Origin of the sequence: Actinokineospora sp. PR83, from assembly GCF_021056305.1 — a bacterium.
Lineage (GTDB): Bacteria > Actinomycetota > Actinomycetes > Mycobacteriales > Pseudonocardiaceae > Actinokineospora > Actinokineospora spheciospongiae.
Window position 1 is genome coordinate 215,302 of sequence record NZ_JAJCXD010000040.1, and the last position, 19,486, is coordinate 234,787.

16 protein-coding genes are annotated in these 19,486 nt (G+C 73.1%); 3 read left to right on the forward strand and 13 right to left on the reverse strand.

Translation table 11 applies throughout. The features are described from left to right. The first annotated feature begins 107 nt into the window (after window positions 1–107). A complete protein-coding gene (locus L6E12_RS14770) occupies window positions 108–2,198 on the forward strand; it encodes an ATP-dependent DNA helicase RecQ (RefSeq protein WP_236228473.1) in 2,091 nt (696 codons plus the stop codon). 536 nt (window positions 2,199–2,734) lie between these two features. Here L6E12_RS14770 and proB read toward each other — a convergent pair. From proB to L6E12_RS14800, 6 genes are all read right to left on the reverse strand, one after another. Beyond that, window positions 2,735–3,805, reverse strand: coding sequence for a glutamate 5-kinase (proB, locus tag L6E12_RS14775; RefSeq protein WP_236228569.1), 1,071 nt, complete (start codon window positions 3,803–3,805; stop codon window positions 2,735–2,737). A gap of 47 nt (window positions 3,806–3,852) precedes the next feature. Further along, window positions 3,853–5,292, reverse strand: a complete 1,440-nt coding sequence (obgE, locus tag L6E12_RS14780) for a GTPase ObgE (protein ID WP_236228474.1) — start codon at window positions 5,290–5,292, stop codon at window positions 3,853–3,855. Window positions 5,293–5,381: 89 nt separating this feature from the next. Then, on the reverse strand, window positions 5,382–5,639 hold the full coding sequence (gene rpmA, locus L6E12_RS14785) for a 50S ribosomal protein L27 (RefSeq protein ID WP_018683188.1): 258 nt from the start codon (window positions 5,637–5,639) through the stop codon (window positions 5,382–5,384). 15 nt (window positions 5,640–5,654) lie between these two features. After that, entirely contained in the window at window positions 5,655–5,963 is a 309-nt protein-coding gene (gene rplU, locus L6E12_RS14790; RefSeq protein ID WP_035282359.1) for a 50S ribosomal protein L21, read from the reverse strand. 184 nt (window positions 5,964–6,147) lie between these two features. Continuing rightward, window positions 6,148–9,036 (reverse strand): translation initiation factor IF-2 N-terminal domain-containing protein, encoded by a 2,889-nt coding sequence (locus tag L6E12_RS14795; RefSeq protein WP_236228475.1) that lies wholly within the window; start codon window positions 9,034–9,036, stop codon window positions 6,148–6,150. Between the two features lie 189 nt (window positions 9,037–9,225). Continuing rightward, entirely contained in the window at window positions 9,226–9,978 is a 753-nt protein-coding gene (locus L6E12_RS14800) for a TIGR03936 family radical SAM-associated protein (RefSeq protein ID WP_236228476.1), read from the reverse strand. 220 nt (window positions 9,979–10,198) lie between these two features. Here L6E12_RS14800 and L6E12_RS14805 point away from each other — a divergent pair, with 220 nt between their 5' ends. Next, the gene (locus L6E12_RS14805; RefSeq protein WP_236228477.1) at window positions 10,199–11,602 is read left to right on the forward strand and encodes a S8 family serine peptidase; all 1,404 of its coding nucleotides are present in this window, start codon (window positions 10,199–10,201) and stop codon (window positions 11,600–11,602) included. A 4-nt stretch (window positions 11,603–11,606) separates the two neighbouring features. On the opposite strand, the gene L6E12_RS14810 is transcribed toward L6E12_RS14805, so the two are convergent. Next, window positions 11,607–12,056, reverse strand: a complete 450-nt coding sequence (locus tag L6E12_RS14810) for a GNAT family N-acetyltransferase (RefSeq protein ID WP_236228478.1) — start codon at window positions 12,054–12,056, stop codon at window positions 11,607–11,609. Next, window positions 12,053–14,020, reverse strand: a complete 1,968-nt coding sequence (locus tag L6E12_RS14815) for a TIGR03960 family B12-binding radical SAM protein (RefSeq protein ID WP_236228479.1) — start codon at window positions 14,018–14,020, stop codon at window positions 12,053–12,055. Before L6E12_RS14815 ends, L6E12_RS14810 begins: the two co-directional genes overlap by 4 nt. A 49-nt stretch (window positions 14,021–14,069) precedes the next feature. Between L6E12_RS14815 and L6E12_RS14820 the strand changes: the two genes are divergently transcribed. Beyond that, a complete protein-coding gene (locus L6E12_RS14820; RefSeq protein WP_236228480.1) occupies window positions 14,070–14,771 on the forward strand; it encodes a tyrosine-protein phosphatase in 702 nt (233 codons plus the stop codon). Here the strand turns inward: L6E12_RS14820 and L6E12_RS14825 are convergent. The 5 genes from L6E12_RS14825 to L6E12_RS14845 all read right to left on the reverse strand — a co-directional run bounded on the left by L6E12_RS14825 (window position 14,768) and on the right by L6E12_RS14845 (window position 19,455). Next, the gene (locus L6E12_RS14825) at window positions 14,768–15,595 is read right to left on the reverse strand and encodes an ABC transporter permease (protein WP_035282388.1); all 828 of its coding nucleotides are present in this window, start codon (window positions 15,593–15,595) and stop codon (window positions 14,768–14,770) included. The genes L6E12_RS14820 and L6E12_RS14825 overlap by 4 nt on opposite strands. A gap of 1 nt (window position 15,596) precedes the next feature. After that, window positions 15,597–16,409: an ABC transporter permease gene (locus L6E12_RS14830; protein WP_236228481.1), complete on the reverse strand. Its 813-nt coding sequence runs from the start codon at window positions 16,407–16,409 to the stop codon at window positions 15,597–15,599. Then, window positions 16,409–17,341, reverse strand: coding sequence for an ATP-binding cassette domain-containing protein (locus tag L6E12_RS14835; protein WP_236228482.1), 933 nt, complete (start codon window positions 17,339–17,341; stop codon window positions 16,409–16,411). The genes L6E12_RS14830 and L6E12_RS14835 overlap by 1 nt, the downstream gene beginning before the upstream one ends. A gap of 127 nt (window positions 17,342–17,468) precedes the next feature. Beyond that, window positions 17,469–17,879: a nucleoside-diphosphate kinase gene (gene ndk / locus L6E12_RS14840; protein ID WP_236228483.1), complete on the reverse strand. Its 411-nt coding sequence runs from the start codon at window positions 17,877–17,879 to the stop codon at window positions 17,469–17,471. Between the two features lie 55 nt (window positions 17,880–17,934). Next, a complete protein-coding gene (locus L6E12_RS14845) occupies window positions 17,935–19,455 on the reverse strand; it encodes an alkaline phosphatase (protein WP_236228484.1) in 1,521 nt (506 codons plus the stop codon). Window positions 19,456–19,486 lie beyond the last annotated feature (31 nt).

A 19,486-nucleotide genomic window follows, 5' to 3' on the forward strand; every position in this document is an offset into this window, starting at 1 on the left:
GCCTACGTCCGGTTCGGCACCCCGTCGCGGCGTGTGGCCCACCTCATCGCGGACAGGCCTGTGGACAAAGAGTTGGCCGTGTCGTACCGGTCCGGTACCAAGAGGGCATGAACACGACCACGACCGCACTGCGCGCCACCGCCGAGGAACGGCTGCGGGCCCTCGCCGGTCCGGGCGCGCGGCTGCGCGAGGACCAGTGGACGGCCATCGAGGCGCTGGTGGCCGGGCGCGGCCGGGCGCTGGTGGTGCAGCGGACCGGGTGGGGCAAGTCCGCTGTGTACTTCGTGGCGACGGCGCTGCTGCGGGAGCGGGGCGAGGGGCCGACGGTGATCGTGTCGCCGCTGCTGGCGCTGATGCGCAACCAGGTGGAGGCCGCCGCGCGGGCCGGGGTGCGGGCGCGGACGATCAACTCGGCGAACGTCGAGGAGTGGGACGGGGTGCAGGACGCGGTGGCCGCGGGCGAGGTCGACGTGCTGCTGGTGAGCCCGGAGCGGCTGAACAACCCGGACTTCCGCGACACCGTGCTGCCGAAGCTGACCGCCTCGGCGGGGATGCTGGTGGTCGACGAGGCGCACTGCATCTCCGACTGGGGCCACGACTTCCGGCCGGACTACCGGCGGTTGCGGACGCTGCTGGGCGAACTGCCCCGGGGGGTGCCGGTGCTGGCGACCACGGCCACCGCCAACGACCGGGTGGTGCGGGACGTGGCCCAGCAGCTGCGGCTGGCCGAGGACGACGCGCTGGTGCTGCGCGGGCCGCTGGACCGGGAGAGCCTGCGGCTGGCGGTGCTGCGGCTGCCCACCGCGCGCGCCCGGCTGGCGTGGCTGGCCGACCACCTCGGCGAGTTCACCGGATCGGGGATCATCTACACGCTGACCGTCGCCGCCGCCGACGAGCTGGCGTCGTTCCTGCGCGACCGCGGGTACGAGGTCGCCTCGTACACCGGGCGCACCGACACCGCCGAGCGGCAGCGGGCCGAGGACGACCTGCTGGCCAACCGGGTCAAGGCGCTGGTGGCGACGTCCGCGCTGGGCATGGGCTTCGACAAGCCGGACCTGGGTTTCGTGGTGCACGTGGGGGCGCCGCAGTCGCCGATCTCCTACTACCAGCAGATCGGGCGCGCGGGCCGCGGGGTCGAGCGGGCCGACGTGCTGCTGCTGCCGGGGACCGAGGACCGCGACATCTGGGCGTACTTCGCGTCGCTGGCGTTCCCGCCGGAGCCGGTGGTGCGGGAGGTGCTGGCCGCGCTGGAGGGGGCCGGGCGGGTGCTGTCGACGCAGGCGCTGGAACCGATGGTCGACCTGGCCCGGGGCAGGCTGGAGATGGTGCTCAAGGTGCTCGACGTGGACGGGGCGGTCCGCCGGGTGCGCGGCGGCTGGGAGGCCACCGGGGCGGCGTGGGAGTACGACGGGGAGCGGTACGGGCGGATCGCGGAGGCGCGCACCGCCGAGCAGCAGGCCATCCTGGAGTACCAGCGCACCGACGGCTGCCGGATGGAGTTCCTGCTGCGGCAGCTCGACGACCCGCACGCGGCACCGTGCGGCCGGTGCGACAACTGCACCGGGCAGCGGTGGAGCGACGCGGTGTCGGAGGCCGGGTCCGCGGCGGCGGAGGAGCGGCTGGCGCGGCCGGGCGTGGAGGTCGCGCCGAAGAAGATGTGGCCCACCGGGATGTCGGCGCTGGACGTCCCGCTGAGCGGCAAGATCGCCGCCGGGCGGGTGGCCGAGGTGGGGCGGGCACTCGGGCGGCTGACCGACATCGGGTGGGGAAACCGGTTGCGGGCGCTGTTCGCCGAGGGGGCCACGTCGGTGCCGGACGACGTCATGCGCGGGTGCGTGCAGGTGCTGGCGGGCTGGGGGTGGGAGCAGCGGCCGGTCGGCGTGGTGACGGTGGGGTCGTCGGATCTGGCGGTGGACTTCGGCGCGCGGATCGCCTCGATCGGCAGGTTGCCGGTGCTGGGGGTGGTCGAGGTGGCGGGTGCCGTGGCGCCGGGCAACAGTGCGCACCGGGTGGCGCGGCTGTGGGAGGCGCTGCGGGTGCCGGAGGAGCTGGCAGCGCGGGTGGCGGAGGCGGACGGGCCGGTTCTGCTGGTCGATGAGCGGGTGGACAGTGGGTGGACTGTCACTTTGGCCGCTTATCTGCTGCGTGGGGTTGGGGCGAAGGGGGTGTTGCCGTTTGTGTTGGCTGCCACCAGTTGATGTGGGGCGGGGGCGGTAGCGCGGGCACGCCGGGGGCGGCGTGACGTGGCTGTTGGGCCGTGTTCTGTTATGAGCGCCGGGGATTTGTCGCGGGTGCTCGGGTGGGTGGATCTGCTTCGCCGGAACCTTGCCGTGTGCTGTCGGCTCAAGCGCCGATCGTTTGGTGGTGGTGCCCGGGTGAGTGGGGGTGATCGGCAGCTACGCCGCTGACGGCTCGGGGTGGCTGGTCGCCAGGCCGGCGGTTGGCAGAGTGGTCGGCGGCTGCGCGCGATGGGGTGGCGGGTGGCGGGCCGCCAGGCCGCCGGTTGGTGGGGTGGTCGGCGGCTGCGCACGGTGGGGTTTGGTGTAGCTGGTCGCCAGACCGGGGGCGGGGTGGTTGGCCGCTGCGCCGGTGGGTTCTGGGTGCCTGGCAGCCGGACCAGCGGTCGGCGCGGTGCCTGCGGGGTGCAGGCCGGAGGTTCGGGCCGGGGTGGCGGGCTTCCGGGTGATAGCCGGCCTTGTGGCGCGCGGGGTGGTCTACCGGCTTCGGGGCGGGGCTAGATCAGGGGGACGAGGTCGTCGGCGTGGACTACTTCGCGGCGTTGGTCCAGGGGGAGGTCTTGGGTGGAGTGGCCCAGGAGGGCGGGGAGTTCGGCGGAGTCGAAGTTGGTGATGCCTCGGGCGACGGTGACGCCGTTGGTGTTCCGCAGTTCCAGGACGTCGCCTGCGACGAAGTCGCCGGTGGTGGTGGTGATGCCCGCGGCCAAGAGGGAGCGGCGGCGGGTGACCACGGCCGTGACGGCGCCGTCGTCGAGGGTGAGGGTGCCCTTGGTGTCCGCGGCGTAGCCGAGCCAGAAGCGGCGGGAGGTGAGGCGGCGGCCGCCCGCGGCGAAGGCGGTGCCGACGTCGGCCGCGCCGAGGGCCGCCTTGGCCTGGGCGGCGGAGGTCAGCAGGACCGGGACGCCCGCGGCGGAGGCGAGGCGGGCGGCGGCCAGCTTCGACGCCATGCCACCGGTTCCGAGGCCGGAGGCGCCGGTGCTGCCCGCCCGCACACCATCCACATCGGACTCGCCTGCCACCTCGTCGATCCGGCGGGCGGCGCCGAGGCGGGGGTCGCCGTCGTAGAGGGCGTCCACATCGGACAGGAGGATCAGGGCGTCGGCGCCGACGAGGTGGGCGACGAGGGCGGCGAGGCGGTCGTTGTCGCCGAAGCGGATCTCCTCGGTGGCCACGGTGTCGTTCTCGTTGACGACCGGGACCGCGCCGAGGGCCAGCAGGCGGGACAGGGTGCGCTGGGCGTTGCGGTAGTGCGAGCGGCGGACCACGTCGTCCGCGGTCAGCAGGACCTGGCCGACCTGGAGGGAGTAGCGGGCGAAGGATTCCACGTACGCGTGCGCCAGGAGGATCTGGCCGACGCTGGCGGCGGCCTGCTGGGTCGCCAGGTCGCGGGGGCGGCGGGCGATGCCCAGTGGCGCCAGGCCCGCCGCGATGGCGCCCGAGGACACCAGGATGACCTGGCTGCCCGCGGCGAGCCTGGCCGCCAGGGCGTCCACCAGCGCGTCGAGCCGGGCCGGGTCGAGCCCGCCCTCGGCGGTGGTCAACGACGACGAGCCGACCTTGACCACCATCACCCGGGCCGCCGCGATGGCGGCCCGGGTGGGGGAGCCTACGACGCTCACAGGTCCTCGTCGTCGGTGCGGGTGCGGCGGGCGATCTTGGCGGCCTTGCGCTCCGAGGCGCCGACGCGCTCGTTGAGGTCGAGCCGCGGGTCGCTGCCGCGGTTGTGCATGAGCATGGCGATGCCCGCGGGGGTGGAGGGCTCCCAGTCGAAGGTGACGCCGCCGATGGTGACCGGGCAGCCGGGGACCGCACCGGCCTTGGCCAGCGCGTCCTCGACCCCGAGGCGGGCCAGCCGGTCGCCCAGGTAGCCGACGGCCTCGGTGTTGTTGAAGTCGGTCTGCCGGATCCAGCGGGCGGGGCGCTCGCCGTGCACGAAGAACGCGCCCTCCTCCTCCGGGTCGGCGACCACGGTGAAGCCCGCGTCGTCGACCGCGGTGGGGCGCAGCACGATGCGGCTGGGCTCGGGGGCGGGCTTGGCCGCGCGGTCGTCCTCGATGACCTTGGCCAGGGCGAAGCTCAGCTCGCGCAGGCCCTCGCGGGTGGCGGTGGAGACCTCGAACACCGGCAGGCCGCGGGCCTCGATGTCCGGGCGGATCAGCTCGGCCAGCTCCCGGGCCTCGGGCACGTCGACCTTGTTCAGCACCACCAGGCGCGGCCGGTCGGCGAGGTCGCCGCCGAGGGCGGGGGTGTAGCGGGCCAGCTCCTCCTCCAGCGCGTCGATGTCCGACAGCGGGTCGCGGTCGGCCTCGAAGGTGGCGCAGTCGACCACGTGCACCAGCACCGAGCAGCGCTCGATGTGCCGCAGGAAGTCCAGGCCCAGGCCCTTGCCCTGGCTGGCGCCGGGGATCAGGCCGGGCACGTCGGCGATGGTGTAGATCGACTCGCCCGCGGTGACCACCCCGAGGTTGGGCACCAGGGTGGTGAACGGGTAGTCGGCGATCTTCGGGCGGGCCTGCGACAGCACCGAGATCAGCGACGACTTGCCCGCCGAGGGGAAGCCGAGCAGCCCGGCGTCGGCCACCGAGCGCAGCTCCAGGACCAGGTCGCGGGTCTCGCCCGGTTCGCCGAGCAGGGCGAAGCCGGGGGCGCGGCGGGCCTTGGAGGCCAGCGCGGCGTTGCCGAGGCCACCCCGGCCGCCCTGGGCGGCGACGAAGCGGGTGCCGTGGCCGACGAGGTCGACGATGATCTCGCCGTCCGGGTCGAGGATGACGGTGCCGTCGGGGACGTGCAGCTCCAGGTCCTCGCCGGTGGCGCCGTCGCGGTTGGCGCCGTGGCCCTGCTTGCCGTTGGCCGCGCTGGCGTGCGGGCGGAAGTGGAAGTCGAGCAGGGTGTGGACGTTGCTGTCGACGACCAGCACGACGTTGCCGCCGTTGCCGCCGTTGCCGCCGTCGGGGCCACCGAGGGGCTTGTACTTCTCGCGGTGCACCGAGGCGCAGCCGTTGCCGCCACTGCCCGCGGCGACGTGGATCACCACGCGGTCGACGAATCGGGACACCTGGGGTTCCTCTCAGAGACAAAAAACGAGGGGCGGGCCGGATGAAGCTCCAGCCCGCCCCTCGTGGGGTCTTCTCGCTCGGTTCGGGCTTACGCCTCGACCGGGACGATGTTCACGGTCTTGCGACCGCGCTTGGCGCCGAACTGGACGGCACCGGCGGCGAGGGCGAACAGCGTGTCGTCCTTGCCGCGGCCGACGTTGACACCCGGGTGGAACTTGGTGCCGCGCTGGCGGATCAGGATCTCGCCGGACTTGACGACCTGGCCGCCGTAGCGCTTCACACCGAGGTACTGGGCATTCGAGTCACGCCCGTTGCGGGAGCTGGATGCACCCTTCTTGTGTGCCATGTCTGCTCAGTCCCTCTACTTGGTGATGCCGGTGACCTCGACGCGGGTCAACTTCTGGCGGTGACCCTGGCGCTTGTGGTATCCGGTCTTGTTCTTGAACTTGTGGATGCGGATCTTGGGGCCCTTGGTCTGCTCGACCACCTTGCCCGTCACGGACACCTTGGCGAGGGCGTCCGCGTCGGTGGTGACGTCGGTGCCGTCGACCACGAGGACAGCCGTGAGGTTGAGCTCGGCGCCCGGGGTGCCCTCGAGCTTCTCGACCTCGACGACGTCGCCAACAGCCACCTTGTACTGCTTGCCGCCGGTCTTGACGATCGCGTACATCGGGACGGAAGTCTCCTGCTACTAGACGATGGGGGTCTTGCGCGCCCTCGACCGCGAGGGAAACGACCGCGGTCCGGGCTTCGCACGACACAGCCCGCCGATGGGAGGGCCGTGTGTCAGGTTACGTGTCGGCGGGAATCGGGGTCAAACCGGGGGGTGCTTTCCCCGGTCCGACCCCGGTTCCTCAGGCCTCCGGACCGCCGACGGGCGGGCCCGCCGGGCGCGAGGCGGCCCGTCGGGCGCGCCTGCGCGGGGCCGCGGGCACGGACACGGGCTCCGGCTCGGCGAGGGCGGCCTCGGTGCGGCTGTCGAGCCGCGTGGGGCTCTCCACCTTCGCGTGGCCGTTGCGGTCCCCGGATTCGCCCGTGAGCGGCTCGGAGCCGTCGCGCTGGGCGGGCGGGGCCGCCGGGGTGCTCACGGCCTCCGGGACGTCGCGGACGGGGGTCTTGGCCTGCTCGTCCGCGGCGGCGGCGCGCTGTGCCCTGCCGTTGGCGCGGTCGCCGCGGTGACCGCCGTCCCTGCCGTTGTCCTTGGCGCCGTTGTCCTTGTGACCGCCGTCGCGCTGGCCGTTCTCGCGGCCGTTGTCCCGGTTGCCGTTGTCCCTGGACTGACCGGGCTGGTGGCCGTTGTTCTGGCCCTCGTCCCTGGTCGAGTCCTTCGAGTCCTTGGCCGCCGAGTCCTTGGCCGCGTTGTCGTCGCCGTTGCGGTTGCGGTTCCGGTTGCGACCGCTGCCGCCGCCCTGGCTCTTCTCCGGCTGCGCGGGCTGCTGGGGCTGCCCACCGCCCGCGGCGGCCTTGACGTTGGGCTCGGTGGAGACCATGACGCCGCGGCCCTTGCAGTGCTCGCAGGTGTGGCTGAACGCCTCCAGCAGGCCGGTGCCGACCCGCTTGCGGGTCATCTGGACCAGGCCCAGCGAGGTCACCTCGGCGACCTGGTGGCGGGTGCGGTCGCGGCCGAGGCACTCGGTCAGCCGACGCAGCACCAGGTCGCGGTTGGACTCCAGCACCATGTCGATGAAGTCGATGACGATGATGCCGCCGATGTCGCGCAGCCGTAGCTGGCGGACGATCTCCTCGGCCGACTCCAGGTTGTTGCGGGTGACCGTCTCCTCCAGGTTGCCCCCGGAGCCGGTGTACTTGCCGGTGTTGACGTCGATGACGGTCATCGCCTCGGTGCGGTCGATCACCAGGTAGCCGCCCGAGGGCAGCCAGACCTTGCGGTCGAGCGCCTTGAGCAGCTGCTCGTCGATGCGGTGCTCGGCGAAGACGTCCTTGGGCCCGACGTGGCGGCGGACCCGCTCCAGCAGTTCCGGGGCGACGTGGCGGACGTAGGCGTCGATGGTCTCCCAGGCGGTCTCGCCCTGCACCACCAGCGAGGTGAAGTCCTCGGTGAACAGGTCGCGGACGACCTTGACCAGCAGGTCGGGCTCCTCGTAGAGCAGCGTCGGCGCGCCGGTCTTCTTGCCCACGCTGCCGTCGGACTTCTCCTTGATGACCTGCCACTGCGCCTGCAGGCGGCGCACGTCGCGGCCGAGCTCCTCCTCGCTGATGCCCTCCGAGGCGGTGCGGATGATCACACCCGCGTCCTCGGGGACGATGCGCTTGAGCACGTCCTTGAGCCTGCGCCGCTCGTTCTCCGGCAGCTTGCGGGAGATGCCGGTGGCGCCGCCGCCGGGCACGTAGACCAGGAAGCGGCCGGGCAGGCTGATCTGGGTGGTCAGCCGGGCGCCCTTGTGGCCGACCGGGTCCTTGGTGACCTGCACCAGCACGCTGTCGCCGGTGGACAGCGCCTGCTCGATCTTGCGGGCCTTGCCGTCGAGCCCGGCGGCGTCCCAGTCGACCTCACCTGCGTAGAGCACGGCGTTGCGGCCGCGGCCGATGTCGACGAAGGCGGCCTCCATGCTGGGCAGCACGTTCTGCACCCGGCCCAGGAAGACGTTGCCGACCAGCGAGCCGCTGCCCGCGGAGGTGACGAAGTGCTCGACGAGGACGCCGTCCTCCAGCACCCCGATCTGGATCCGGTCGGAGTGCTCGCGCACGACCATGGCGCGGTCGACGGCCTCGCGGCGGGCCAGGAACTCCGCCTCGGACAGGATCGGCGCGCGCCTGCGGCCCGCCTCGCGGCCGTCGCGGCGGCGCTGGCGCTTGGCCTCCAGCCTGGTCGAGCCGCGCACGCTGCGCACCTCGTCGCGGGCGTTGGCCGCCTCGGTCTTCTCGTCGCGCGGTTCGCGGGGCTCACGCGGTTCGCGGGCCTCGCGCGCCTCTCGGACGTGGACGACGGTGTTCGGCGGGTCGTCGTGGGTGGTGCTGTCGTCGTCGCCGCCCTTGCGGCGCCTGCGACGGCGACGGCGGCGGCTGCCACCGGAGTCGCCGTCGTCGTCGGTGTCGCCGTCGGAGTCCGCGTCGGACTCGGTGGGCTCCTCGGCGTCCGCGGGCTGCTCGGCCTCGGCCCTGGCGGGCTTCTCCGGCTTGTCGGGCTGCTCGGAGTCGTTCTGGTCGGTGTCGTCGGCGGCGCCCTTGCCGCGACCGCGGCCGCGGCGACCGCGACGGCGGCGGCGGCTGCCGGAGCCGTCCTCGTCGTCGTCACCGTCGTCGAAGTGCTCGTCGGACTCGACCGGGGCGGGCTCGTCCTCGACCGGTTCGGGGCGGGAGACCCGCACGGGCTTGACCGGGGCGGCCTCGGGCGGCAGGAACAGCGGGGAGGCCGAGGCGAACACCGGGGTCGGGGGGATCCGCCGGGTGGGTTCGGGGGTCAGCGCGGTCTCGACCACGGCGGCCTCGACGACCTCGGGCTCGACGTGGTTCTCGTCGGCGGGGGCGTCGCCCTCCCACGGAGCGTCGCCGGTCAGCGCCGCGGCGACCCGCAGGGCCGTCTCCCTGGCCACGCTGGACTGCGCGCCGCGCACCGCCTCGCCGAGGTCGGCGAGGGCGGCGATGACGTCCTTGCTGCTGACCGAGAGCAGCTTGGCGAGCGCGTGCACCCGCACCTTGGCGGGCAGCTCGGCCAGTGCGGCCTCGGTGGATGTGGTTGTGTCCCCGCCGGTGGTGCCGGCAGGGCTGGACTTGTCGGACATGTAGCTCCTCCACCCCCGGGCGCGTCGTGTGGACGCCGCCGCTCAGGGGCCTCGTTGTCATTTCCACCGCGCGAAGCGGCGGGAATCCTCGCCTCTCACCGCCCTGACCACCGGACATGGGACCGGCGGCCTGCGGACGGCAGGTCTTTCGACAACGGGTCGAGGCGCTCTGTTGTCTCCCCGGTCGGACTAGCCGATCGCCGCCCGGTCGTGGGCGAGCGGATCGGTCAGACCGCCACCGTCGTCAAGCCGTCCCTGGGCCATCCGGGTCGCCTTCGCGGGCACCGGCGGTTCCAGGGCGGCGACGACACGGAGCGCGCTCAGCACGTCGTCGGGTCGCACGGCCGGTGTTGTCTGCCGGACGACCACCACCAGTATCCCACACGAACCCCCCGCATCAGACATGTCGATGCCCACAGCGTCCGGCGAGTCCGCCGGGAGTTCCGCGGAATCGACCACCTCGGCGGAGATAACCGCAGGTCGGGCGTCGATCAGGCGCCTGCCGTCCTTGGTGAGGCGTTCCACCTCGACGTGTTCGGTGGCCATCAGCCTGTCCACCGCGGCGGCCAGCTCGGGCGCGCCGACGCCCGGCAGGGCGATCCGCCAGCGGCTGGCCTCCATCCGCTCGGCCAGCCCGCCGGGTCCGGCCTGCACGGCCTCCAGCACGTCCAGGCCCGGGGCGAGCGCGGCGTCGAGCACCCTGGCCAGCCGGTCCGGGTCGAGCGCCTGCACGACCTGCAGCTCGACGTACTCGGCCTCGCTGGCCACCCCGGTCGGCGCGGCGCCGATCCAGGAGATCTTGGGGTGCGGGTTGAACCCCTGCGAGTAGGCCATCGGCACGCCCGCCCGGCGCAGCGCCCGTTCGAAGGCGCGCGCGACGTCGCGGTGGGAGGTGAAGCGGAGCCTGCCCCGCTTGGCGTAGCGCAGGCGCAGCTTCTGCACCGGCGGCGCCGAGGGGTTGGGCTGATCCTGGCGGCTCAGGACTACTCCTTACGGTGGTGCGGCACCGCTCCGGTGGTGCGCGGAGCGGCATGGTGGCACCGTACCGGCAGCCCCATTTCGGTCCGCGCGCTTGTTTCGGTCCGGGGTGGTGATTACCGTCCGCAGGCGAGTCGACAGCCGGTGCCCGAGGAGATCCGGCGGTCCAGCCCTGGAGGTCGCCGTGCTCCTGCTCCGCCGCGCGACGGCGGCCGCGGTCGGTGCCACGCTGGCCGCGAGCGCGCTGTTGACCCAGGTCACAGCGGACGCGGCCCCGTTGCCCGACGACGCGGTGCCGTGCCGTGCCGACGTGCCGACCGCCCGCTACCTGGTGCTGTTCGACCCCGGGACCACCGCCGAGGCGGCTTCGGTGTCGACGACCCTGGCCTGCGGGACCGCGGTCGTCTTCCACGACGCGATCGCTGTGGCGGTCGTCACTTCCGCCGACTCGCGCTTCGCCGACCGGATCGGCCGCGACCGGGCGTTCAGCGCCGGGGCCGCGGTGGGCCGGGTGGCCGAGCGGGAGCCGCTGCCGGAGGCAGTGGGGCCGGTGCCCGAGACCGACCGCACCGGTGAGCAGTGGGACATGGACATGATCGACGCGCCCGCCGCGCACCGGGTGTCCCCCGGCGACCGGGACGTGCTCGTGGGCGTGCTGGACTCCGGGGTGGACGCGAGCCACCCCGACCTGGCCGCCACGGTGGACCCGGCCGCGTCGGCGGGCTGCCTCACCGGGGTGGCCGACCCCTCCCCCGCCGCCTGGGCGCCCACCACCTCGGCGCACGGCACGCACGTGGCGGGCCTGATCGCCGCCGCGGACGACGGCCGGGGCGTCACCGGCGTGGCCCCCGGGGTGCGGCTGGCCTCGGTGCGGGTGGTCGACGACCGCGGCCTGGTGTTCCCGGAGGCGGTGGTGTGCGGGCTGATGTGGGCCGCCGACCACGGCGTGCGGGTGGCCAACAGCAGCTACTTCGTCGACCCGTGGCAGCTGACCTGCGACCGCGGTGCCGAGCACGTGGTCTTCGAGGCGGTGCGCCGGGCGGTGGAGCACGCGACCGACTCCGGGGTGCTGACCGTGGCGGCGGCGTCCAACGGCGGGATCGACCTGGCCGAGCCCCGCGGCGAGGCTTCGGACCTGGCGGGCGGCAGGCGGGTGCTGGACTCGGGCTGCAAGGTGCTGCCGGGCGGGTTGCGCGGGGTGCTGACCGTGTCCGCGGTCGGCCCGGACCGGCTCAAGGCGGGGTACAGCTCCTACGGCCTCGGCTCGGTCGACGTCACCGCCCCCGGCGGCGAGCGCGACGACCGCTGCGTGCTGTCCACCGTGCCCGGCGGCTACGCCACGGACTGCGGGACGTCGATGGCGACCCCGCACGCGACCGGGGTGGTCGCGCTGCTGGCCTCCCGGCACCCGTGGGCCACGCCGCAGCAGCTCACCCGGATGGTCACCGCGCAGGCCGAGTCCGTCCCGTGCCCGTCGGACTACGACCTCGACGGTTCCGGCGCGCAGGACGCCTACTGCTCGGGCTACGCGGCGTTCAACAGCTTCTACGGCCACGGCATGGTCGACGCGCTGGCGGCGGTCGGCTAGCCGGTCAGCCGGGCGGGAGCCGCAGCAGCAGCGAGGTCGCCGGGGCGAAGCCGTGCCTGCCGTAGAACGGGACGGACCGCTCGGTGGGGCTCAGCACGACCCGCACGTACCCCTCGGCGTCGGCGTGGGCCAGGGCGGCGGCCAGCATCTCCGCGCCGATCCCGCGGTCGCGGTGGCCGGGGACGACGTAGGCGTTGCCGATGTAGCCCCACCGGCTCGCGGGTACGCCCGGCCTGGGCATCCGGGTGAATTCGAGCATGTTCAGCGAGCCCACCGGCGTCTCGCCGTCGAAGGCCAGCCAGAACGCGCGGTGGTGCCACTCGGCGGCGAGCCAGTCGGCGAACGCGGCGTCGAAGCCGGGGTCGTCGACCGGGCCGCGGTCCTCCTCGGTCCAGGCCCGCCGCAGCGCGGCCAGGGAAGCCGTGTCGGCTTCCCCGGCGCGGCGGACCGTCACCGCAGCAGCGACGGGTTCTGGACCGGGGACCCGACGCCGACCGGGCTGATCGGCAGGAGCGTGCGGCCGGTGGGGCCGATCTCGATGTCGGTGCCCATGGCCGGGCAGACGCCGCAGTCGAAGCACGGGGTCCAGCGGCAGTCGTCCTGCTCACGGGAGTCCAGCGCGTCCTGCCAGTCGTCCCAGAGCCACTCCTTGTCCAAGCCGGAGTCCAGGTGGTCCCAGGGCAGGACCTCGGCCTCGGTGCGCTCGCGGGTGGTGAACCAGTCCAGCGAGACGCCGAGGGGCTCCAGCTCGGCGGCGGCGCTGGAGGTCCAGCGCTCGTAGGAGAAGTGCTCGCTCCAGCCGTCGAACCGGCCGCCCTCGCGCCACACCCGCTCGATGACCCGGCCGACCCTGCGGTCGCCGCGGGAGAGCAGTCCCTCGACCAGGCTGGGCTTGCCGTCGTGGTAGCGCATCCCGATGTTGCGGCCCAGGCTGCGGTCGGAGTCGGAGTTGACCGCCGCGCGCAACTTGCGCAACCGGTTGTCCACGGTGTCCGGGTCGCACTGCGCGGCCCACTGGAACGGGGTGTGCGGCTTGGGCACGAACCCGCCGATGGAGATGGTGCAGCGGATGTCCTTGCGGCCGCTGGCCTGCCTGCCCGCGCGGATGACGTTCTTGGCCATCTCCGCGATCTGGAGCACGTCCTCGTCGGTCTCGGTGGGCAGCCCGCACATGAAGTACAGCTTCACCTGCCGCCAGCCGTTGGCGTAGGCGGCGCTGACGGTCTTGATCAGGTCCTCTTCGGACACCATCTTGTTGATGACGCGGCGGATGCGCTCGCTGCCGCCCTCGGGGGCGAAGGTGAGCCCGGAGCGGCGGCCGTTGCGCGACAGCTCGTTGGCCAGGTCGATGTTGAACGCGTCGACCCTGGTCGAGGGCAGCGACAGGCCGGTGTTGGTGCCCTCGTAGCGGTCGGCGAGCTGCTTGGTGAGCGGGCCGATCTCGGAGTGGTCGGCGCTGGAGAGCGAGAGCAGGCCGACCTCCTCGAAGCCGCTGTTCTCCAGGCCGGTCTGGATCATCGCGCCGATGCCCTCGACGGACCGCTCGCGCACCGGGCGGGTGATCATCCCGGCCTGGCAGAACCGGCAGCCGCGGGTGCAGCCGCGGAAGATCTCCACGCTCATCCGCTCGTGCACGCTCTCGGCCAGCGGCACGAGGGGCTTCTTCGGGTACGGCCACGCGTCGAGGTCCATCGTGGTCCGCTTCGCCACCGTGGCGGGGACGCGCTCGCGGTTGGGGGCGTAGGAGTCGATGTGGCCGTCTTCGCGGTAGGACACGTCGTAGAAGCGCGGGATGTAGACGCCGCCGGTCTCGGCCATGCGGGTCAGCAGTTCGTCGCGCCCGCCGGGGCGACCCTCGGCCTTCCACCGGCGGATGATGTCGGTGATCTCCCCGACTGCCTCCTCGCCGTCGCCGAGCACGGCGGCGTCGATGAAGTCGGCGATGGGCTCGGGGTTGAACGACGCGTGCCCGCCCGCGAGCACCACGGGGTGGTCCCCGGTGCGGTCGGCGGCGCGCAGCGGGATGCCCGCCAGGTCGAGGGCGGTGAGCATGTTCGTGTAGCCCAGCTCGGTGGAGAAGCTGACGCCGAGCACGTCGAACGCGCCGAGCGGGCGGTGCCCGTCGACGGTGAACTGCGGGACGCCGTGTTCCCGCATGAGCTCCTCCAGGTCCGGCCAGACCGCGTAGGTGCGCTCGGCCAGGACGTCCGGGATCTCGTTGAGCACCTCGTAGAGGATCATGACGCCCTGGTTGGGCAGCCCGACCTCGTAGGCGTCCGGGTACATCAGCGCCCACCGGACGGTGGTGCTGTCCCACTCCTTGACGGTGGCGTTCAGCTCCCCGCCGACGTACTGCACCGGCTTGGAGATCCGGGGCAGGAGGGGCTCAAGCTGGGGGAAAACAGACTCGACGCTCACAGCGAACCAGGGTAGACGGTGTCCGGGAGCGGCGAACGGAGGGCGAGGCGTGGGAGACGGGCGGACTCGGGACTGGGCGGGTTTCCACAACACCCGCGACCTGGGCGGACTGCCGCTGACCGGGGGCGGGACCACGCGGTTCGGCGCGTTCGTGCGGTCGGCCGACCCGGGCGGCGCCACCGAGGAGGGCTGGCGGGCGGCCAGGGCGGCGGGGGTGCGCACCGTGCTCGACCTGCGGTCGACCGCCGGGGCGGTGGCGGTCCCCGAGGGCATCGCGGTCGCGCACGTCGACCTGGACGACACCCCGGACGCGGCGTTCTGGGCGGAGATCCGGGCGGGCGGCCTGCACGGGACACCGCTGTACTACCGGCCGTTCCTGGCCGCCAAGGCCGGGCGGTGCGCGGCGGCGTTCACGGCGCTGGCCGCGGCCGAGCCGGGGGTGCTGTTCCACTGCGCGATCGGCCGGGACCGGACCGGGCTGGTGGCCCTGCTGCTGCTGTCGCTGGTCGGGGTCGAACCGGAGGCCATCGCCGCGGACTACGACCTGTCGACGACCGCGCTGCGGGAACTGTTCGCCGCCGAAGGCCGCGACGACCACGGCCCGTTCATCGCCGACCTGCTCGCCGGGCGCGGCACGACGACCACCCGGACCGTCCTGGACCTCCTCGACGGTTTCGACGCGGAGGCCTACCTGCTGGCCGCCGGGGTGGCGGCGGCCGACCTGGAGGCCCTGCGGGCGCGGCTGACCTAGGACAGCAGCAGCTTGCCCAGCCTGCGGGAGGCGACCACCGTGCCGACGGCGGCCATCACCACGAAGTACGACAGGTGGCCGAGTAGGGACAGGTCCACGTCGCCCATGGTGAGGGCCCGCATGACCTCGATGGCGTGGTACAGCGGGAAGCACTGGACCGCCACCTGCAACGGCTCCGGGTAGACCGACAGCGGGAAGAAGGTGGTGGAGAACAGGAACATCGGCGTCAGGGCCAGTTGGACCAGGTCGAAGTCCTGCCAGGAGCGCATGAACGTGGTGGCGGCCATGCCGATGGCGGCGAACGCGAACGCCACCAGAACGGACGCGGGCAGCGCCAGCAGGGCCCACGGGGAGGTCAGCAGGCCCATGCCGAGCATGACCGCGAGGAAACCCGCCGAGTAGAGCGCGCCGCGGATCAGGGCCCAGGCGATCTCGCCGATCGCCACGTCGAGCGGGCCCAGCGGGGTGGCGAGCATGGCGTCGTAGAGCTTGGCGTACTTGAACTTGAAGAAGATGTTGAAGGTGGCGTCGTACACCGCGCCGTTCATCGCCGCGGCGGCCATCAGGGCGGGGGCGACGAAGGCGACGTAGCTGACCGGTTGGCCACTGGGGCCCACCACGTCGCCGACGAGCTGCGCGAAGCCGAAACCCAGGCCGAACAGGTAGAACAGCGGCTCGAAGAAACCGGAGAACAGGGCCAGCCAGGCGCGCCGGTTGACCAGCAGCGAGCGCTCGACCAGCACCCGGGCCCGGCCCGCGTACAGGCCGGTGGGGAGCACGCGCAGCAGCAGACCGCTCGACGGCGGCGGGGCGGTGGTCGTCACCTCAGACCTCCAGCCTGCGGACGAAGTTGCGGCGGGCCAGGTACGCGCCCACCCCGAGGAGGGCGAGCAGGTACAGCAGGTGGCCCAGGGCGGGCAGCGCGCCGAGGGTGCCCAGGGTGACGCCCCGGCACAGCTCGGTGCCGTGCCACAGCGGGGTCAGCCACACGACCGGCTGCACCCACCCCGGCAACTGCTCGACCGGGAAGAACGTGCCGGAGAACATCATCATCGGCAGCACGATGAACCGGAAGATGACGTTGAACTGCTGGCCCTCGGACTCGATCGTGGCCGCGTAGGCGACGATCGGCGCCCCGCACGCCAGGCCGGTGAGCAGGGAGAACACCACGGCGAGCAGGAACCCGGGCCCGGCGACCGCGCCCAGGGCGGCGGACACGGCCAGGAACGCGACCGCGGTGAACGCCAGCCGGGCGGCCAGCCAGGTGAGCTGCCCGGCGAGCAGTTGGGCGGCGCTGATCGGGGTGGCGACGACCGCCCAGTAGGTGCGCTGCCACTTGAACGCGGACAGGATCGGGTAGGTGGACTCGAAGGTCGCCGTCTGCATCAGGGTGGCGGCCAGCAGGGCCGGGGCCAGGAACTGCACGTACGGCAGCCCCCCGGTGGCCGGGCCCGGTTCGACCTGGGACCCGAACCCGACGCCGAGCGCGACCAGGAACAGCGCCGGTTGGACCAGCGTGGAGATGACCGTGGAGCGCCAGTTGCGCCGGTACCAGGCCCACAGGCCCTCGACGACCAGCAGCGCCGCCCGCGTCGAACTGGGCACGGTGCCGGTGGAGCGCTGACCGGTGGTGGTCATCAGTCCACCAGCGTTCGGCCGGTGAGGCGGAGGAAGACGTCCTCCAGCGTGGCGCGGCGGACCAGGCTGGACACCGGCACGACACCCCGGTTGTGCGCGGCCTTGAGCGCGGACTCCCCGTCGCCGGTGTAGAGCAGGAGCCGGTCGGGCAGCACCTCGACGCGCTCGGCGAGGTCGACGACGGTGGGCTCGGCGGCGGCCTGGGCGCCGGGGGCGAAGCGCAGCTCCAGGACCTCGCGGGTGGCGTAGCGGGAGATCAGCTCGCCGGGGCTGCCCTCGGCCACGATCCGGCCGCCGTCCATGACCACCAGCCGGTCGCAGAGCTGCTCGGCCTCGTCCATGTAGTGGGTGGTGACGATGAGCGTGACGCCCTGCTGCTTGAGCCGGAACAGCCGGTCCCAGAGCAGGTGCCTGGCCTGCGGGTCGAGCCCGGTCGTCGGCTCGTCGAGCAGCAGCAACTCGGGGTCGTTGATCAGCGAGCGGGCGATGGTCAGCCGCCGCTTCATGCCGCCGGAGAGCGGTTCGACCTCGTCGTCGGCGCGCTCGGTGAGCTGGGCGAAGTCCAGCAGCTCCTCGGCCCTGGCCCGCACGTGCGCCCTGGACAGCCCGAAGTAGCGGCCGTAGACGTGCAGGTTCTGCCGCACGGTCAGCTCGGTGTCGAGGTTGTCCTGCTGCGGCACCACGCCGAGCCGGGCCCGGATCCGCGGTCCCTCCCGCTCGGGGTCCATCCCGAGCACGGTCAGCTCACCCCCGGTGCGCGGCGACACGCAGGAGATCATCCGCATCGTGGAGGACTTGCCCGCCCCGTTGGGGCCGAGGAAGCCGAACGCCTCCCCCGGCCGCACCTCCAGGTCGATGCCCTTGACCGCCTCGAAGTCCCCGAACCGCTTGCCCAGTCCCCGCGCCCGCACCAGCGCACCGTCACCCGCCACACCCCAGACCCTAAACGGGGGGCACGACAATTTCGCCCGAGTTCGGGCCGCGGTCGGTGGAGGTTCTCCTCTGGAACGCCGACCGGCCCGGAATCGCGGGGATTCCGGGCCGGTCGGGGGGCGGGGGTTACAGCGCGGGGAACCAGATCTTGATCTCGCGCTCGGCGGACTCCGGGGAGTCCGAACCGTGCACCAGGTTGTACTGGACCTCCAGGCCGAAATCACCGCGGATGGTGCCCGGGGTGGCCTTCTCCACCGGGTGGGTGCCACCCGCGAGCTGGCGGAACGCGGCGATGGCGTTCTCGCCCTCGACCACGATCGCGGCCACCTTGCCGGAGGTGATGAACTCCAGCAGCGACTCGAAGAACGGCTTGCCGTCGTGCTCGGCGTAGTGCTGCTCGGCGACGGCGCGCTCGACCGAGCGCAGCTCCAGCGCGGCCAGGGTCAGCCCCTTGCGCTCGATGCGGGAGATGACCTCGCCGACCAGACCGCGGCTCACACCGTCGGGCTTGACCAGGACCAGCGTGCGCTCACTCACGGCGTTCCGAACTCCTTAGTGGGGAAGAATTGTGTGAGCAGGGTAACCCGACCGGTCAGCGCTCCGGCCGCAAGGTCCTCGACCACAGCGCGGCACCGGTCCCGTCGCGCAGGTCGACGGTCAGCTCACCGCTGCGGCCGTCCACGTTCACCTCGCCGAAGTGCTGGAAACCGTCCATCGGGGAGGTGTTCGCCGCGGGCGGGGCGTGCACGAACACCGCCTCCGGCCCGAACGTCGGGTCCAGCGCGTTGGGCCCGAACGCGCCCGCGTGCAGCGGCCCGGACACGAACTCCCAGAACGGGTCGAAGTCGCCCACCGCGGCCCGGTCCGGCGAGTAGTGGTGCGCGGCGGTGTAGTGCACGTCCGCGGTCAGCCAGACGACGTTGCGCACCCGCCGCCGGGCCAGCGAGCGCAGCACCCAGGCCAGCTCGTGCTCCCGGCCGCCCGGCGCCCCCGGCAGCCCGTTGGCCACGCCCTCGATGTCCGCCCCGTCCGGCACGGTGAGCCCGACCGGCAGGTCGTTGGCGACGATCTTCCAGGTGGCCCGGCTGCGGCTGAGCCCGTCGACCAGCCAGCGCGCCTGCCGATCGCCCAGGATGCGCCCGACGCCGTCGCGGGGCGCGGTGTTCGCGTCCTTGTAGGTCCGCATGTCCAGCACGAACACCTCGACGTGCGCGCCGTGGGAGAAGCTGCGGTACATCCGCCCGTCGACGGCCCGGCGCCGGTCGATGGGCTGCCACTCGTGGAACGCCTGCGAAGCCCGCGCGGCCAGCACGTCGACCCGCTTCTCTGTGTACTGCGGCAGGTCCAGGATCTCACCGGGGTACCAGTTGTTGGTGACCTCGTGGTCGTCCCATTGCGCAAGGGTGGGCACCTTCGCGGCGAAGGCGCGCACGTTGTCGTCGAGGAGGTTGTAGGCGAACTGGCCTCGGTACTCGTCGAGGGTTTCGGCGACCTTGGACTTGGCGGGGGTGACCAGGTTGCGCCAGACCCGACCGTCGGGGAGGGTGACGCGCTCGACGAGGGGGCCGTCGGAGTAGACGGTGTCGCCGCTGTGCAGGAAGAAGTGGGGGTCGCGGGCGGCCATGGCGCGGTAGGCGGTGAGGCCGCCGAGGTCGGGGTTGATGCCCCAGCCCTGGCCGACGACGTCGCCGGACCAGGTGAAGCGGACATCGGCACGGCCCTGCGGGGCGGTGCGGAAGGAACCGGTCAGCGGGGCGCTGGTGGTGCGGCCGTCGAGGTCTTCGGCGCGGACGCGGTAGTGGACCTCGCGGCCCGCGGGCAGGTGGGTGAGGCGGAGTCGGCCGGTGCCGTCGGTGGCGGGGGTCAGCAGCGGGCCGCGCAGGGTGCGGGCGTGCCGGAAGTCTGGGTTGCCCGAGACCTCGACCAGCATCCGGGCGGGGCGGTCGGCCCGGGTCCAGACGACGGCGCCGTCGGTGGTGACGTCGCCGGTCTGCACGCCGTGGGTGAGGACCGGGCGGTCCTTCGGGACCGCGAACGCGATCCCGGGGGCGGCGACCCCGGCCGCCACGGACAGACCGCTCGCGCGCAGCAGGGTGCGCCGGGAGATTTCCATGTGCGGTGTCTAGGTGAGCAGTCCGACGCCC

Coding starts and splice junctions, on each gene's coding strand:
- L6E12_RS14770 (WP_236228473.1), top strand. CDS start 108: ATGAACACGACCACGACCGCACTGCGCGCCACCGCCGAGGAACGGCTG.
- proB (WP_236228569.1), bottom strand. CDS start 3,805: ATGGTGGTCAAGGTCGGCTCGTCGTCGTTGACCACCGCCGAGGGCGGG.
- rpmA (WP_018683188.1), bottom strand. CDS start 5,639: ATGGCACACAAGAAGGGTGCATCCAGCTCCCGCAACGGGCGTGACTCG.
- rplU (WP_035282359.1), bottom strand. CDS start 5,963: ATGTACGCGATCGTCAAGACCGGCGGCAAGCAGTACAAGGTGGCTGTT.
- L6E12_RS14795 (WP_236228475.1), bottom strand. CDS start 9,036: ATGTCCGACAAGTCCAGCCCTGCCGGCACCACCGGCGGGGACACAACC.
- L6E12_RS14830 (WP_236228481.1), bottom strand. CDS start 16,409: ATGACCACCACCGGTCAGCGCTCCACCGGCACCGTGCCCAGTTCGACG.
- L6E12_RS14845 (WP_236228484.1), bottom strand. CDS start 19,455: ATGGAAATCTCCCGGCGCACCCTGCTGCGCGCGAGCGGTCTGTCCGTG.